This window comes from Acinetobacter sp. AOR18_HL (genome assembly GCF_027855145.1).
GTDB lineage: Bacteria > Pseudomonadota > Gammaproteobacteria > Pseudomonadales > Moraxellaceae > Acinetobacter > Acinetobacter pittii.
Genome location: NZ_JAKTIG010000031.1, coordinates 41,898 through 56,964 on the forward strand (window position 1 = coordinate 41,898; position 15,067 = coordinate 56,964).

18 protein-coding genes are annotated in these 15,067 nt (G+C 35.5%); 3 read left to right on the top strand and 15 right to left on the bottom strand.

Annotation, left to right across the window (positions count from 1 at the left end):
- Positions 1 to 3 precede the first annotated feature (3 nt).
- From prmB to MKL51_RS08320, 6 genes are all read right to left on the bottom strand, one after another.
- The gene (gene prmB / locus MKL51_RS08295; protein ID WP_002113580.1) at positions 4 to 1,011 is read right to left on the bottom strand and encodes a 50S ribosomal protein L3 N(5)-glutamine methyltransferase; all 1,008 of its coding nucleotides are present in this window, start codon (positions 1,009 to 1,011) and stop codon (positions 4 to 6) included.
- 236 nt (positions 1,012 to 1,247) lie between these two features.
- The gene (gene trpB, locus MKL51_RS08300; protein ID WP_017481199.1) at positions 1,248 to 2,453 is read right to left on the bottom strand and encodes a tryptophan synthase subunit beta; all 1,206 of its coding nucleotides are present in this window, start codon (positions 2,451 to 2,453) and stop codon (positions 1,248 to 1,250) included.
- Positions 2,454 to 2,489: 36 nt separating this feature from the next.
- Positions 2,490 to 3,677: a vWA domain-containing protein gene (locus tag MKL51_RS08305; protein ID WP_002113937.1), complete on the bottom strand. Its 1,188-nt coding sequence runs from the start codon at positions 3,675 to 3,677 to the stop codon at positions 2,490 to 2,492.
- Between the two features lie 15 nt (positions 3,678 to 3,692).
- A complete protein-coding gene (locus tag MKL51_RS08310; RefSeq protein WP_002113662.1) occupies positions 3,693 to 4,544 on the bottom strand; it encodes an AAA family ATPase in 852 nt (283 codons plus the stop codon).
- A 29-nt stretch (positions 4,545 to 4,573) separates the two neighbouring features.
- On the bottom strand, positions 4,574 to 4,960 hold the full coding sequence (locus tag MKL51_RS08315) for a hypothetical protein (protein ID WP_057089810.1): 387 nt from the start codon (positions 4,958 to 4,960) through the stop codon (positions 4,574 to 4,576).
- A complete protein-coding gene (locus MKL51_RS08320; RefSeq protein WP_005069366.1) occupies positions 4,953 to 5,258 on the bottom strand; it encodes a YcgL domain-containing protein in 306 nt (101 codons plus the stop codon). The genes MKL51_RS08315 and MKL51_RS08320 overlap by 8 nt, the downstream gene beginning before the upstream one ends.
- Positions 5,259 to 5,721: 463 nt before the next feature.
- On the opposite strand from MKL51_RS08320, the gene MKL51_RS08325 reads away from it, so the two are divergent.
- Positions 5,722 to 5,886, top strand: coding sequence for a hypothetical protein (locus tag MKL51_RS08325; RefSeq protein WP_002113596.1), 165 nt, complete (start codon positions 5,722 to 5,724; stop codon positions 5,884 to 5,886).
- A gap of 72 nt (positions 5,887 to 5,958) precedes the next feature.
- On the opposite strand, the gene MKL51_RS08330 is transcribed toward MKL51_RS08325, so the two are convergent.
- The 3 genes from MKL51_RS08330 to MKL51_RS08340 all read right to left on the bottom strand — a co-directional run bounded on the left by MKL51_RS08330 (position 5,959) and on the right by MKL51_RS08340 (position 7,688).
- Entirely contained in the window at positions 5,959 to 6,294 is a 336-nt protein-coding gene (locus MKL51_RS08330) for a hypothetical protein (protein ID WP_017482219.1), read from the bottom strand.
- A gap of 178 nt (positions 6,295 to 6,472) precedes the next feature.
- On the bottom strand, positions 6,473 to 6,739 hold the full coding sequence (locus tag MKL51_RS08335; RefSeq protein ID WP_014206661.1) for a hypothetical protein: 267 nt from the start codon (positions 6,737 to 6,739) through the stop codon (positions 6,473 to 6,475).
- 97 nt (positions 6,740 to 6,836) lie between these two features.
- Positions 6,837 to 7,688, bottom strand: a complete 852-nt coding sequence (locus tag MKL51_RS08340; protein WP_017482220.1) for a LysR family transcriptional regulator — start codon at positions 7,686 to 7,688, stop codon at positions 6,837 to 6,839.
- Between the two features lie 118 nt (positions 7,689 to 7,806).
- On the opposite strand from MKL51_RS08340, the gene MKL51_RS08345 reads away from it, so the two are divergent.
- Positions 7,807 to 8,481, top strand: coding sequence for an FMN-dependent NADH-azoreductase (locus MKL51_RS08345; protein WP_080612996.1), 675 nt, complete (start codon positions 7,807 to 7,809; stop codon positions 8,479 to 8,481).
- 454 nt (positions 8,482 to 8,935) lie between these two features.
- Here MKL51_RS08345 and MKL51_RS08350 read toward each other — a convergent pair whose 3' ends face one another.
- From MKL51_RS08350 to MKL51_RS08370, 5 genes are all read right to left on the bottom strand, one after another.
- Positions 8,936 to 10,060, bottom strand: a complete 1,125-nt coding sequence (locus tag MKL51_RS08350; RefSeq protein ID WP_002113905.1) for a ribonuclease D — start codon at positions 10,058 to 10,060, stop codon at positions 8,936 to 8,938.
- A gap of 332 nt (positions 10,061 to 10,392) precedes the next feature.
- Positions 10,393 to 10,989 carry a recombination mediator RecR gene (recR, locus tag MKL51_RS08355; RefSeq protein ID WP_002113756.1) on the bottom strand — a complete coding sequence of 199 codons (597 nt, stop codon included), beginning with the start codon at positions 10,987 to 10,989 and terminating at the stop codon, positions 10,393 to 10,395.
- 9 nt (positions 10,990 to 10,998) lie between these two features.
- Entirely contained in the window at positions 10,999 to 11,328 is a 330-nt protein-coding gene (locus tag MKL51_RS08360; RefSeq protein WP_002113538.1) for a YbaB/EbfC family nucleoid-associated protein, read from the bottom strand.
- A 266-nt stretch (positions 11,329 to 11,594) separates the two neighbouring features.
- The gene (locus MKL51_RS08365; protein ID WP_017482222.1) at positions 11,595 to 11,831 is read right to left on the bottom strand and encodes a hypothetical protein; all 237 of its coding nucleotides are present in this window, start codon (positions 11,829 to 11,831) and stop codon (positions 11,595 to 11,597) included.
- Positions 11,832 to 12,000: 169 nt separating this feature from the next.
- A complete protein-coding gene (locus MKL51_RS08370) occupies positions 12,001 to 13,188 on the bottom strand; it encodes an O-succinylhomoserine sulfhydrylase (RefSeq protein ID WP_025468526.1) in 1,188 nt (395 codons plus the stop codon).
- Between the two features lie 136 nt (positions 13,189 to 13,324).
- Here MKL51_RS08370 and MKL51_RS08375 point away from each other — a divergent pair, with 136 nt between their 5' ends.
- Positions 13,325 to 14,410 (top strand): alpha/beta fold hydrolase, encoded by a 1,086-nt coding sequence (locus MKL51_RS08375; protein WP_017482224.1) that lies wholly within the window; start codon positions 13,325 to 13,327, stop codon positions 14,408 to 14,410.
- A gap of 113 nt (positions 14,411 to 14,523) precedes the next feature.
- Here the strand turns inward: MKL51_RS08375 and MKL51_RS08380 are convergent, their stop codons facing one another.
- Positions 14,524 to 14,988 (bottom strand): hypothetical protein, encoded by a 465-nt coding sequence (locus tag MKL51_RS08380; protein ID WP_017482225.1) that lies wholly within the window; start codon positions 14,986 to 14,988, stop codon positions 14,524 to 14,526.
- Between the last annotated feature and the right edge of the window lie 79 nt (positions 14,989 to 15,067).

Below are 15,067 nucleotides of genomic sequence, written 5' to 3' on the forward strand. Positions count from 1 at the left end.
TCCTTATGCTTGTTGCTGTTCAAATAGTTTTCTATAACGACGACATTGTTCTGCGGTTAAAGCAAAAATGCCAGACCCACCTTTTTGGAAAGTAAGCCAGTTGAAATCAATCGTATTGAAGTTTTGGCGCATAGCCCATTCAGAGTTACCCACTTCAATGACAATTAGACCATCTTCAGTTAAATAATCTGCCGCTTGAGCAAGCATTTTACGCACGAGATCTAAACCGTCTTGGCCTGCTGCCAATGCAAGTTCAGGTTCATGTAAAAACTCTTCCGGTAAGTCAGCCATATCTTCGGCATCAACGTACGGAGGGTTGCTTACAATTAAATCGTACTGGTTTTCAGCTGGAATCTTGGCAAATAGGTCTGATTCAAGTAACGCAACTTGATATTGCTTATTGTGGTGTTCAACATTAATCGATGCTACTTCTAAGGCTTCTTTAGAGATGTCCGTTGCATCTACTTCAGCATCTGGATAAGCATAAGCCAAAGCTACAGCAATACAACCAGAACCTGTACACATATCTAAAATACGCTGTGGAGTTTTAGGTTTAGCATTTTCTGGCAGGTTGTTAAGTGCTTCACGCATTTGACCATTTTCATCTAAGCAATATGGTGCAAAACGTTGCTCAATTAACTCTGCAATTGGTGAACGTGGAATAAGTACACGCTCATCCACATAAAATGGCTTATTAAAGAAGTAAGCTAAATTTAATAAATAGGAAGTCGGAATACGGTCGTTAATACGACGTTCTAACAAACTTAAGAATTCTGCTTTTTCACTTGGCAAAAGCTTAGCATCTAAAATCTCTGAGTCTGCTGACCATTCAAGAGATAAGGTTTGTAAAACTAATGCAGAACTTTCTGCAAAATAATCTTCAGTACCTTGTCCTAAATGTGCATCATGTTGACGTAATGCTGATACCCCAAAGCGAATAAAATCTCGAATTGTAGATAAATTTTCAGCAGCTTCCTGTAAATGTTCAGGGCTAATCGTCGGTCGCTCCACTTAGGCGTCTCCAAAGGCAAATTTTGCAAAGTGACTATTCTACTGAGTGAAACAAAGCAACGCAACGCTTTGCCCTGTGAAGCAGTGTTTTACACACCTATCTCTAACAATCACAGCTTAAAATCAGAATACTTTGTTTTAATTAAGAAATAATGAACTTTTAAGAAAGGATAGATTCAGTCTATGAAATAAAAAAGCGATCTTTGAAGTTCAACCGCTTTTTGTGTTTAGTTGGTTTAAAGCTTAAGTTTTTCTGCCACATAATCCGAATCTTTGTCTCCACGACCAGAAAGATTAACCACAATCATGGTTTCTTTCGACAGCTTTGGTGCTTCTCGTATTGCCCATGCGACAGCGTGTGAGCTTTCAAGCGCAGGAACAATTCCTTCTACACGAGATAAGGTCATAAAAGCATCCAAACATTCTTGGTCAGTTGCAGTGCTATATTCCACACGGCCTAAATCTTTTAAGAAACTATGCTGTGGCCCAACACCAGGATAGTCCAATCCTGAAGCAATAGAATGCACGGGTAACGGTTCACCAGCTTCATTTTCAAGCACGTAACACGCCATACCATGAATTTGACTTGGTTTACCTAAGGTTAAAGTTGCCGAATGCATGTTAGTTTCTAAACCATGTCCTGCTGGTTCAACCCCAACCAATTTCACATCCGAATCATTTAGAAATGCTGTAAAGGCACCGATTGCATTTGAACCGCCACCAACACATGCGACAACATAATCTGGGTTTTTACCAAAACGATGATGCGTCTGCTCTTTAATTTCATTACCAATAATCGATTGAAAATCTCGAACCATTTTTGGAAATGGATGGGGTCCAACCACAGAACCAATTGCATAAATAAAGTTTTTAGGGTCTTTTAAATATTCTTCAAAAGCGCTATCAACTGCATCTTTTAAGGTTGCTGTACCACGTGTTACTGAAACTAAATGAGCACCCAAAATTTTCATTTTGACCACATTAGGGTGTTCTTTTTCAATATCTACTTGACCCATGTGAATTTCACATGGAATACCAACTAAAGCACAAGCCGTTGCTAAAGCAACGCCATGCTGTCCCGCACCAGTCTCGGCAATAACTTTCTTTTTGCCCATATATTTGGCAAGTAGAGCCTCGCCTAAACAGTGATTAATTTTATGGGCACCCGTATGATTTAAGTCTTCACGTTTTAAATAAATTTGTGCACCGCCTAACTGCTCAGAAAGACGTTTTGCGTAAAATAAAGGACTTGGACGACCTACATAATTTGAAAAGAGGTCTGATAATTCATTTTGAAATTCTGGTGTATGGCGAATTTCTTCATAAGCAACATTAATTTCATCCATTGCTTCTTTTAAATGCGGAGGAATAAATTGGCCTCCATATTCACCAAAAAATCCCTGTTCATTTGGCAAAGCAATACCATTAATTTGATGTTGCATATCATCCCTCTTTTTAAATTATTAAAGTTATCAAGTTTATCGAGAAAGGTAACGCGTCAGATCCTCAATACCTTTTAGGGTCATTGGATACATATGGTTTTCAAAAATCTCTTTAATCCAACCAATGGTTTGAGTGTAATGCCAATACCCTTCAGTTTCAGGGTTTAACCATGCTGTTTTATCAAAATGTTGACGTAGGCGACGTAACCAAACCTCACCTGTTTCATCATTCATATATTCAACCGAGCCACCTACCGATTTCAACTCATACGGTGCCATACTGGCATCGCCCACTACAATTACACGATAGTCGCGTCCATAGGTGTGAAATAGATCCCATGTATTCATACGGGTGGCTGTTCTGCGGTAGTTATCTTTCCAGACATAGTCATAGAGACAATTATGGAAATAGAAGTATTCGAGTGTCTTAAACTCACTTTTAGCAGCACTAAAGAGTTTTTCACACTGGGCAATGTGCGCATCCATCGAACCACCCACATCAAACAACATGAGTACTTTTATTCGATTACGACGCTCTGGCACCATTTGAACATCAAGAATACCTTGTTTGGCTGTTTCTCGAATAGTTCCATCAACGTCTAACTCTTCAGCTGCGCCTTGGCGAGCAAATTTGCGTAAACGTCGTAACGCAATTTGCATCTGACGAGTTCCAAGAACTTGGTCATCATCTAGATTTTGGTATTTCCGCTGTTCCCAGACTTTAACCGCCGAACGTTTACGCCCTGGCCCACCAATTCTGACGCCTTCTGGATGGTCACCAAAAGCTCCAAAAGGTGAAGTTCCACCTGTGCCAACCATACGGTTACCACCTTGGTGTTTCTTATGCTGTTCGCGTAAACGCTCTTCTAGCATTTTCATCAGTTCTTCTAAAGAACCTGCTTTTTGAAGTTCAGCTCTTTGCTCTGGTGTTAAATGCTTTTCGAGAAGTTCTAAATCGAACCAGTCTTTTGGTAATTTATGAACTTGCTTAAGCAACTCATCGATATCAAAAGTTTCAATGCCATCAAAGTAATCTTTCATGGCACGATCAAACTTATCAAAAAATCGCTCATCTTTAACTAAAATAGTTTTAGCAAGCTGATAGAACTCTTCTTGGTCGGCAAAAACCAAACCTTCACTCACCGCACGGTTTAGATCAATGAGTTCACGAGTGGTAACTGGAACACCATATTTACGTAAGGTGTAAAATAACCGCACAAACATGGGTTACTCCCTCCCTTAACGTCGAGACATGAAAGCCAAGCGTTCGAGAAGTTGTACATCTTGCTCGTTTTTGATGAGAGCACCATATAAAGGTGGAATAGCTTTAGATGTATCTCGATTACGTAATACATCTTCAGGCATATCATCTGCCATGAGTAAGCTTAACCAATCAATTAACTCAGAGGTTGATGGTGGTTTCTTCAAATTAGGAATTTCACGTAGTTTAAAGAAAACCTGTAAAGCTTCGTTCACCAATGTTGCAGAGATATTTGGGAAATGAACCGCAATGATTTCTCGCATTGTGGCTTCATCTGGAAACTCAATATAGTGGAAGAAGCAACGACGCAAGAAAGCATCTGGCAATTCTTTTTCATTATTTGAAGTAATAATTACAATTGGGCGTTGCGTTGCCGTAATTGTTTCATTCGTTTCATAAACATAAAAAGACATTTTATCGAGTTCATGCAACAAGTCATTTGGAAACTCGATATCGGCCTTATCAATTTCATCAATTAATAATACGCAACGCTCTTCACTGGTGAAAGCTTCCCACAATTTACCAGGTTTAATATAGTTCTTAATATCGTAAACTCGGTCATCACCTAACTGGCTGTCTCTTAAACGAGAAACTGCATCATATTCATACAATCCTTGCTGCGCTTTAGTTGTAGATTTGATATGCCAAGTAATCAGTTTTAAACCCAAACTTTGTGCCACTTGTTCAGCAAGTAAAGTTTTACCCGTGCCCGGTTCACCCTTAATTAGTAAAGGCTTTTGCAAAGCACGAGCTGCTTTTACAGCAAGCTTAAGACTATCAGTCGCGATATATTGATCTGTACCGGTAAAATGTTGGGTATCAGCAGACATGTAAAGACCTTATTTTTCTATTTCAATGGTTAGATGGAACGCATGTTTTTGTTTGTTGAATATTTTGACCAACAATATCCAATCACCAAACCTAGACCAACTACAAACAGAATTAAAGATAAATTTGACCAAATTAACGGACTATCTTTAGTTAAAACACCAAAAAGAAGTCCAAAAATAGCAGGTGCTACAGATGCATTCGGTCCTTCAGACACTGTTGGTGTAACTAAAATAGCAAATACAATCAGCCAGCTAATTGCACCAAAGGTGGTAGGAAGACGGCGCATTAATCGCCACCAACACCACAAAGCAATAATAGCGCCTATTCCATAAGCTGTTAAAGCAATAGCACCTTCAGGAATAACATCCAAAAAAGAAAATAATTGATTCATTATTCCAGTTTGATCTTCACGCACCACGTAAGCCCTCTGGTTCAACTGCATTCGGGTTAATTAACCCTTCTGGCGGCATCTGAATAAAGAAACCTTTTGTTTGTAATGAGTCTAAAACATGTAAAACATTAACACGCGCCAATTTACGTGTTGGAGCCAACTCTAAATGCATGACAAACGTTGCACGACCAAACGCTTGTAAAACAGCTTCAGGAACATTTTCAAACGGATCAGCTTGTTCCGTATTGTCAGGATAGTTTGGACGAGCAATATACATGTACATTTCATCTTTTTTGCTCGATCTATAAATATCACAGTGCATTTCAAATCAACTCTTGAACTAAGGACAGCATACATGAAAAAAAACGACACACACACGCAGGTTTGTTTACGCATCAGTCGTTTTTTTAATTCTTGAGAAATATTAACCTACAACATTGATTAAGGTCGATAATAACTTTGTTCCAAACAGGAGTTAGATTTCATAAAAATAATATAAGTTTTTGATTTTAAATATTAAAATATAAAATCTATTTTATTAAAATAAAAGCAGTTCTTGGATTTTAAAAAAGTATTCATCATCAAAGATTTGATAATAGTGTTCTTGCAAGATTTATACTTAAGCTATCAAAATAATAAATTTTTTTTTCACCTATTTAAGAATACACACTTAAGTAAAACTTTTAACTACTTCACTACACATCACCAGATGTTACTTAACTCGTTTAATAGCGAGATATGTTTCAATAATAAGTATCTTGTTCATAGATATGGAGGATGAACTTATGCCTCGTGGTGATAAAACTGCTTATACAGCAAAGCAAAAACGTCAGGCCAAACATATTGTTGAGAGTGAAGTAGATAGAGGCCATTCTCAAGAAGAAGCCGAACGAATTGCATGGTCTACCGTCAATAAACAAGATGGTGGCGGTAAGAAAAAGTCCCATTAATATATAAAAATAAATACTTCTTTAGCCCAAACTAAAGAAGTATTTTTTATTTAAGGACATGTTAATTTTTTTCTAGAAGACGCGAGAGCTTTTTATATAGTCATCGCTTACTTGATTTAAGGCACTCAAAATAGCGCTATCATCTTGACTTAATAAAGCTTCATTAAGACTTTCCATATAAGCGATGAGTTTGATTTTAGAAGTATGGGCGAATTCGGTCGTTACCGCTTCATCTTCATATAAGATTACATAACTACGTGCAAAACCGTAGATTAGGTAAACTGCTGCTTTTTCTTTTGTATCTTGAGATTCTTTAAGAGACTGCTCACATGCATTTTTTAAGTCTTTAAATGCATCTGTACCAGTAGATTGATTTTTGAAAGATAAAAGTATTGTTTGGAAGTTCATATCCATATTCCACTTAAAAAGTAAAGCTACAGAACAAGATAGAACCTGTCAAATAAAATCCTGATTAATATAAATTTAATTGTAAATAAATTTATATTTAACTTCATTTAAAACATGGAAAAACATACAGTAAAAAACCACTCTTTTTTAAGAGTGGTTTAGTTAAAACAATCATTCATTAGAAGCTTATTTCAATTGTAATCGTAGTACCGGAGTGCTCAATATCAGTTGAGACATTAAAACCTCTGCTTCTAAGTTCCTCTTCAACCAGTGTAAGATGATCAGGACTTATAGCATCCACAGGAAACCAGAAAGTTGCTTTTCGCTTCCCCTCTTTAGATTCAGACTCAGTACCAGTTAAAATTTTTTCTAATATGACGTCTTGATTTATTTTAAAGTTTTTAGCATTTTGACGAGCTTGTTCAGCATTAAAGTTGTTAAGCATATTTATCTCTCTAATTATTAATTTATCTAATTTTATAGCATAAAAAGGCTATATAAGTTTTAGTGTTATGTAGTTAAAACTAATCAGAGATATAAGTTTATTGATTGAATAAACTTTCTACCCATTCAATAAATTTTCTGGCATTTCTATTTTTAAGATCTTCCTTATTTGGAATGTAGTAACATAGCTTTGATTGAACGGCTTTAGTTTTAAACTCCTGTAAAAGATTCGCCTTAACAAACCTTTGGGAAAGTGTAGTAGAACAAAATACTAATCCATTGGCAGATAAAGCCTCATGTATCCCAAAAATTTCCTGATCAAATTTCTTAATTATCACCTTCTTTGGGTTCCATTCATTTTTCTCAAGCCAAGCCTCTAGTGGTGGGCTTGGTAACGTCTTATTTTTCCATTCTGTCGTAAATAAAGTTATTGGTTCACTAGAGCATTTAAGCAGATCAAGTTTGGATGAACCAAATACATTAAAAGACTCATATTTAACGATATCTTGAGACGGGATAAAAGATACGTCACCATAACGAATAGGTAATGTATATAAGTGATTATCTAAAGTTTCGCCTGTAGAAAACTCAACAGATATATTGGGATGCAATTGATAAAATTCATTTATTGAAGGAATTAGCAGCATTGCAGCTAGTGAAGACGTACTAGCGACTCTTACTATGTTTCCATTTACTGTTATTTCATCTAGTGCATCTTCAATTTTACGAAATCCTTCAGAAATTGCTCCAGCAAGTCTTTGCCCTGTCGTTGTAAGGGTTATTTTCCTTACCTGTCGATGAAATAAATCAACATTTAATCTGCTTTCTAGATTCGCAACATGATGTGAAATTGCAGTCGGTGTAAGCGAGAGTTCTTCAGCAGCCAACTTAAAACTACCCAATCGAGCGGCTGATTCAAATGCTTTAAGTGCTTGCAAAGAAACTTGCATGTCTCCTCCCCATTTACAATTATAGATGAACTAAAATCATCTATAATTGTAATTTTCTCGTTTGTCTACTTATGTTTTAAAACTCAAAATAAATTAAATCCTAACTTTTCTGGAATTAATGATGAGTAAAATATTACATATAGATGCTAGTGTCAGAGCTGCGATTAACCCCAACCCAAATCACAATTCTATTTCAAAAAATATTGCCAGTCGGTTGATCAACTCTTGGAAACAACAATTGTCTATAGATGAGTATATTTATCGTGACGTAGGAATGAATCCACCACCCTTTATTAATCAAGACTGGATTGATGCTGTATTCACACCTGACAATAAAAGGACCGAAGCTCAACGTGATGTTTTATCTATATCAGATCAATTAATAGCAGAAGTTTCGAGCTCAGATATTCTTGTAATTTCTTCACCTATGTACAATTACGGCATGCCTGCTCAACTGAAAGCATGGTTTGATCAAATTATTCGTATCAATAAAACATTTGATTTTGACCTAGCTCGTGGAGACTTTCCCTTACAACCTCTTTTAACTGGAAAAATTTTAATTATTATCACTTCCAGCGGTGAATTTGGGTTTGAGAAAGATGGGATTCGGCATGATATGAGTCATCTTGTACCCCACATTCGTACACTGAGCAAATATTTAGGCGTAGAAAAAATTTATGAAATTACTTCTGAGTATCAAGAGTTTGGAGATCATAGGCATATAGAGTCATTAGAAAATGCTTTTCAAAAAGTTGAAGAAGTTGTGTCTAAACTTGCTGATTCATTTAGATAATATCTGTAGATTTTAATACTCATTTTTAAATTTCATAAATTAAGTCACTTTAACTGATCCATATCATTAAAAATAAAAAAGCCTACCCAATTGGGTAGGCTTTTCATTTCTGCACCGAAACAAACTTATAGTTATATATTATATAAATTGAAGTTGTTTTTCTTAAATCCAAGAATATACAGACCTGTATGTTTAATCAATTGAATTTTTCTCATTATATAAGTTAATTTAATTCATTATTGAAATTTCAAATTATATTTACTTTATTACATTATTTTATGAAATTAAATAATTATTTAGATAAACTACAGAAAATCTATTTTTTGTATACTTAGATATTATAATTAGCTCATTTTAAATAGTAATTAATTAAAAATTTAACAGAATGGTTATGCTTTAGTTAAAAAGGCTCATCATATGATGAGCCTTTAAATTTCTAATTATTTATTGCCTTTTAAATAGATAAACTTTGTTTTTCTTCTTGAAACAATTGGATTAATGGTTGCGTTAATAACTCATAACGCCATCCTAATAGATAGTCAGGTAAATCCTGTTCATCCCCTTGACATAGAACATGTTGATGAATGGCGTTTAACCATTTTTTTCTCAACAACACTTCTTTAGGAATAGAAGTCTCATTTATTGCATGAGCAAGTACCATATCCATTTTATTTAAAGTCTCTTTAGACGTAATCTTAAATGGTTTTGCAATCTTTGATGGCCATTTGCTTTCGACTGGCAAATCTTTAAGAAGTTCTAAAATCGTTTTGCCGTACTCGCGAACTACGTTTGGACGAATATCTTTAACTTGCGAAAGTTGAAAGCTATTGCGAGGGTTTTTTTCAACCATATCAATCATGGTTGAATTTCTAAGAATAAAACTGCGTGGCTGATTCGTTGCTTTCACAATGTATTCACGCCATTCACTTAAATTTTGTAATTGCATTAGCTGACGACGTGAGTGACGATAATTTCCCACATCGGTATATAGTAATTCGTTAGGGGTTTCACTAATGATTTCTTTAGTTAGACTACTACAGTCCTCAAGAACATAGTTATAAAGCCCTTTCTGCTTAAGCTGTTCTTGAATATGATGAGCTAACTTCATTAGATATAAAACATCGTTAGCAGCATAACAAAGTTGTTGAGGCGATAAAGGTCTAGCTAACCAATCAGATCTGGTTTGATCTTTTTCAATATCAATATCAAGACAAAGTTTTAAAGCACCTTGGTAACTCACTTGCAGGCCATGACCTAAAAAAGAAAGGCCCACTTGAGTATCAAACACATTAAGCAAATCTTCTTGATCAGCATAATGATAGATTAAATCAATATCTTCTCCACATGCATGAAAAATGTTTTGCTGCGCGAGAAAAATCTTTTTCCAAAACTGACTTAGATCTAATGAAACACCATCCAACAGATAGACATCACCATTTACATTGACTTGGCATACTCCAAGTTTAGGCCAGAGTGTGTCAACCTTAATAAATTCTGTATCAAGTCCATATATTGAACATTGATCCATTTTTTGAAGAACATCAACCAATTCGGTTTGCTGTTGGATAAACTGAAACATGCTTTCTCAAGTATTGCAAAGAGTGCTTTAAACTCTGGTATATATAACATAGAAGCAGAAAAATGCCACTTAAACCTTTATGAATACTCTATTTTTGAACAATTTTTCGAAAATAGATAATTTTTTGATCTTTTATTTGTACTTTTTAAATTTATCTCCAAATGTTCTTTATTTAAAATTTATAAGATCTTTTTCATTCTTATATTCATATTTTATTTAAACTATCTTTAATAATAAAAGACAGAATAATATTTATGTTTAATAACTGAATTTAATTAATAAATTTAATCAAATTGATAGTACATTCATTAATGAAATAAGCATCGGAATGCTTATTTCATTCTCATGCGGTTATGCACTGCCTGACTTAAAGTATGGCTATCTACGTATTCGAGTTCACCACCCTGAGGTACACCTTGAGCAATACGCGTCATTTGTATTGGTAAATGTTTAGTCGCCTCTACCAAATAATGGGCTGTCGCTTGTCCTTCTACCGTCGCATTGGTTGCCAAAATGACTTCTTCAATAGTACCTTGGCTTAGACGCTGAATGAGATAAGGAATACCAATTTCTTCCGGACCAATACCATCTAATGGAGAAAGATGGCCACCTAAAACATGGTATTTTCCACGAAAGCTACCGCTTTGCTCAATCGCCATCACATCCGCTGGTGATTCAACCACACACAATAACTGATCATCTCTGTCAGTTGAGGCGCAAATATCACAAATTTCATGTTCAGTCAGAGAATGGCAGACACTACATTCATGTATATAACTTGAAGCCTCATGTAAAGCATGCGCTAATGCAAATGCCCCTTCTCGATTTTTCATCAAAAGATGTAAAGCCATACGTTGAGCCGACTTCGGACCAACGCTTGGCAATATACGTAAAGCTTGAACGAGTTGTTCAAATCTATCGCTAAACACTGAATTTCCTTAGAACATGCCCGCTAAGCCAGGTGGTAAACCCATACCAGAATTTGCTTTTTGCATTTTTTCTTCAGAAATCACTTCTGCTTGACGCACAGCATCATTTACTGCGGCAGCAATTAAGTCTTCAATCATGTCTGGTTCATCTTGAAGTAATTCTGGATTAATTTCGATACGTTTTACGATATAACGGCCAGTCATTGTGACTTTAACTAAACCACCGCCCGCTTCAGCGTGTACTTCAGTTTGAGCAAGCTCTTCTTTAGCCTTTTTTATATTTGATTCCATATCTTTTTGCATGCGCTGCGCTTGCTGCATAAGCATATTGATATTCATAAACCTAACTCCGTATCTCTATCAAATATTTCAAGTATTATTGATAGTCACATAACACTGCAAAACTTAAACTCTTTCTACTCCCCCTATAGATCATCAAGATCATTGAGGTTAGTACGTTTAAATCAAAATTAATCCGTAATTCTGACACAATAAATCAATGTTTTCTATTGGTATCTATGAAACTATTTTCTATGGTCAATCCACTATAAAGCTTTTATGTAGAAAACTTTTTGATGAGTAGAAAAAAGTAAAATTTAGAAAAGTTACTGGGCAGCCTGTAGACTTTTATTGTTTGTTTTATATTCACTTAAGGGAACTTTCTTGAACGAAGTATTGGCTTTTTCTATTGAAAGATCAGCATCTTGAACAGATTTGTTTGCATCATTAATTAATAATACAGTTTCACTCATCTGTGTTGGTTCATCTTTTTGGGCAAATACTCTATATCCAACCAGACCAATTGCCCCTATCGCAACTAAAATAATTATTGGTTTAAGCATGACTAAAGACTCTCTTTGTTATTTTTATTAAATTTAGAACTTTTATACGTTGAAATTTTAGACTGATTTATAACAAAACGTAGACTTTTTATTGCTATTGTTGCTTATTAGTAACACAAAAAAGCCACATTAAAATAAATGTGACTTTTCCATAACAAACATAATTTAATTAGATTAAATCTAATCCACGCGAGATATCACCAATAATGTCATTAATATCTTCTAGACCAACAGAAACACGAATTAGACCTTCTTGAATACTAGCTGCTTCTTTTGCTTCAACAGAAAGTTTGCCATGAGTTGTGGTTGCTGGATGGGTAATCGTCGATTTCACATCACCTAGATTACCAGTAATCGAGATAAACTTAGTATTATCAATAACCTTCCAAGCACCTTCACGCTCGCCTTTAACAACGAAGGATACAATACCGCCAAAGCCATTTTGCTGTTTAGCAGCAAGTTTATGACCTTCATGAGCTGGTAAACCAGCGTAGTAAACCTTCTCTACCTTTTCATGAGTAGATAACCATTCTGCAAGAATTTGAGCACTCTCACAGTGTGCTTTCATACGTAAACCTAAAGTTTCTAGACCTTTTAAGAAAACCCATGCATTAAATGGGCTCATTGATGGTCCAAGCGTACGAACAACACCAAAGACTTCTTCTAACAACTGATGATTACCAACAACAGCACCGCCTAATGCTCGGCCTTGGCCATCTAAGTATTTAGTCGCAGAGTAAATCACAAGATCCGCACCAAACTTGAGTGGTTGCTGCAAAACAGGTGTACAGAAACTGTTATCAACCGCAAGTAATGCGCCATTCGCATGGGCGATATCTGCTAGCGCTTGTATATCTGCAATCTCAGCTAGAGGGTTAGACGGTGACTCAACAAAGAAAAGTTTGGTTTCAGGACGTACAGCATTTTTCCACTCGTCTAAATCACACAAATCAACAAATGTAATGTCTACACCAAACTTGGCAATATATTTTTCAAACAAAGCAACAACTGAACCAAAAACTGCTCTTGAGCAAATAACATGATCACCCGCTTTTAGATATGCCATAGCAACTGACAAAATTGCGCCCATTCCAGAGCTCGTCGCTACAGCTCGTTCAGCACCATCTAAAGCTGCTAAACGTTTTTCGAACATCGATACAGTCGGATTAGTAAAACGAGAATAGATATTTCCTTGAACCTGACCAGAAAATTTTGCTGCAGCTTCAGCCGCATTTTCATATACAAATGATGAAGTCAAAAAAATCGGTTCGCCATGTTCGCCTTCAAAACTACGAGTATGTCCGGTACGAATAGCTAAAGTATCAAGTTGGTATTCTAAATCATCAGACTGGTTCATTAAATGTTCGCCTTTACTGGTCATGTACTAAAAAACTATCATCATTTTGAGTGTCTAGGGTATTTAAGGTCAAGGTAAACCTTAAAATTATCGCTTAGACTTTATTCAACTTTAGTAAATAGTTGGTAAAAGCAAGATGAAACGCTTAAAGTCCCTTGTCTCTGAACAAAGTCAAATCAAGCACCTCTCTACCCGACTATTTCACCCACAGACATTAGTATTGTCACAAAGCACTCCGTTTGAAGTGATTGGTGAATTCAATCAAACCCGTATTCGTTATTACGCCGCTAACCAAAAACAATTTAAAGAACCTTTGGTATTTGTTGCTCCACTCGCTATTAATATGGCGATATATGATTTATATCCTTATCGTTCTCTTATTAAATACTTCCAAAATGCTGGTTTTGATGTCTATTTGGTAGATTGGGGCCGTTTAAAGTTTAAGGACAGACATCTTAACTTTTTATCATTTATTGAAGATTTCATTCCTAAAGCCATACAACTTGTCAGAACACACTCTGGAAGTGAACAAATCTCGCTTCACGGATGGAGTATGGCAGGTATATTCGTCACTTTATATACAGCGCATAATCATCCAAATTATGTTAAAAATCTTATTGTTCTTGGTAGTCCAATAGACAGTTATGCTTCTGGCTATATTGGGAAACTCTATCGAACCATAAACAACGCGATTGGTCGCAATAAAAAAATTCAAGACCATATTTATTCTGGATTGCCAAAACGTCTGATTCATAGCCCAGGAATTTTAAATTCTTTAGGTTTCAAAATTCTCGACCCTAAAGGCTGGTTCGATGGTCATATTCAATTACTTAAAAACCTTAATGATCTTCAGTTCGTACAAGAGCATGCCACTCTAAGTAGCTTTTTAAATAATATGATTGATTACCCAGGTGGAATTAATCAGGACATGTTGTTCAATGTTTGGTTGCAAAATCCATTGAAGCGCGGCTTTATTCAGTTAAAAGATAAAAAAATCGAATTAAAAAATATCGACTGCTCTCTCTTAGTGGGCGCGGGTCGTAGTGATCAACTGGTTACCGCTGATGCAGCTCAACCATTAAGTCAGTTAACCAGTAGCCAAGATGTTACGTTTACTCTCATACCTGGCGGTCATTTGGGCCTCATGTCGAGTCAGGCAAGTGCGCTGGAGTTCTGGCCACAACTAGCAAAATGGCTCACCGAACGATCAACGCAAATTTAAGAATAAGGTCATGATTCAACCTATTGCTTTTATTCGGTTGGGTGGAATAAACCCTCTTATAACAGTGCATTTACCAATAATATTATTGTTTTAATAGAAAATTATTATTTTCACTATGAAGGCACTTTGTTAACTTTTTTATAATCGGATGATTTAAAGTAATTTACAATCATCTGTGCACTTTTTTCAGAAGAGGCCTTGGCCTGCTCCAGTTTTGTTACATAAGGATTAGTCACTATACAGCTCGGAAGTAAACTATTTGTAAGCGGTGGAAAATTTTCTCTTCCACCTAGAGTAATTTTTTCGATAAAACTCGCTAACCACATAATGTACTCACTTTTATTCTTATAAATTGGCATTAAGCTGATATCGAGTTTAACTGAACATTCCTTTGCAGGTTTATTTAAACATTCTTCAAAATCAATAAAGTTATATTTTAATTTGTATGAAGTGTCTTTTATCTCTAGTCGAATAATACTAACTAAGCTATTCAAATGCTCGATCATATCCTCTGAGAAAAGCTTTTGCTCTTCAAATTTTTTATAAACTCTTTCAGCAATTAGTAAAAATTGTGGCATCACCTGTTCCTTTAATATTTAGTCTTAACGAATGACTAGATCCTTTAAGGAAGTATGATGGATATACTATTACTATATG

Bases quoted from the DNA above. Each gene is read 5' to 3' on its own strand.
- trpB (WP_017481199.1), bottom strand. From the start codon at position 2,453: ATGCAACATCAAATTAATGGTATTGCTTTGCCAAATGAACAGGGATTT.
- MKL51_RS08305 (WP_002113937.1), bottom strand. From the start codon at position 3,677: ATGTTTGTGCGGTTATTTTACACCTTACGTAAATATGGTGTTCCAGTT.
- MKL51_RS08310 (WP_002113662.1), bottom strand. From the start codon at position 4,544: ATGTCTGCTGATACCCAACATTTTACCGGTACAGATCAATATATCGCG.
- MKL51_RS08320 (WP_005069366.1), bottom strand. From the start codon at position 5,258: ATGCACTGTGATATTTATAGATCGAGCAAAAAAGATGAAATGTACATG.
- MKL51_RS08325 (WP_002113596.1), top strand. From the start codon at position 5,722: ATGCCTCGTGGTGATAAAACTGCTTATACAGCAAAGCAAAAACGTCAG.
- MKL51_RS08330 (WP_017482219.1), bottom strand. From the start codon at position 6,294: ATGAACTTCCAAACAATACTTTTATCTTTCAAAAATCAATCTACTGGT.
- MKL51_RS08335 (WP_014206661.1), bottom strand. From the start codon at position 6,739: ATGCTTAACAACTTTAATGCTGAACAAGCTCGTCAAAATGCTAAAAAC.
- MKL51_RS08340 (WP_017482220.1), bottom strand. From the start codon at position 7,688: ATGCAAGTTTCTTTGCAAGCACTTAAAGCATTTGAATCAGCCGCTCGA.
- MKL51_RS08345 (WP_080612996.1), top strand. From the start codon at position 7,807: ATGATGAGTAAAATATTACATATAGATGCTAGTGTCAGAGCTGCGATT.
- MKL51_RS08350 (WP_002113905.1), bottom strand. From the start codon at position 10,060: ATGTTTCAGTTTATCCAACAGCAAACCGAATTGGTTGATGTTCTTCAA.
- MKL51_RS08360 (WP_002113538.1), bottom strand. From the start codon at position 11,328: ATGAATATCAATATGCTTATGCAGCAAGCGCAGCGCATGCAAAAAGAT.
- MKL51_RS08365 (WP_017482222.1), bottom strand. From the start codon at position 11,831: ATGCTTAAACCAATAATTATTTTAGTTGCGATAGGGGCAATTGGTCTG.
- MKL51_RS08370 (WP_025468526.1), bottom strand. From the start codon at position 13,188: ATGAACCAGTCTGATGATTTAGAATACCAACTTGATACTTTAGCTATT.
- MKL51_RS08375 (WP_017482224.1), top strand. From the start codon at position 13,325: ATGAAACGCTTAAAGTCCCTTGTCTCTGAACAAAGTCAAATCAAGCAC.
- MKL51_RS08380 (WP_017482225.1), bottom strand. From the start codon at position 14,988: ATGCCACAATTTTTACTAATTGCTGAAAGAGTTTATAAAAAATTTGAA.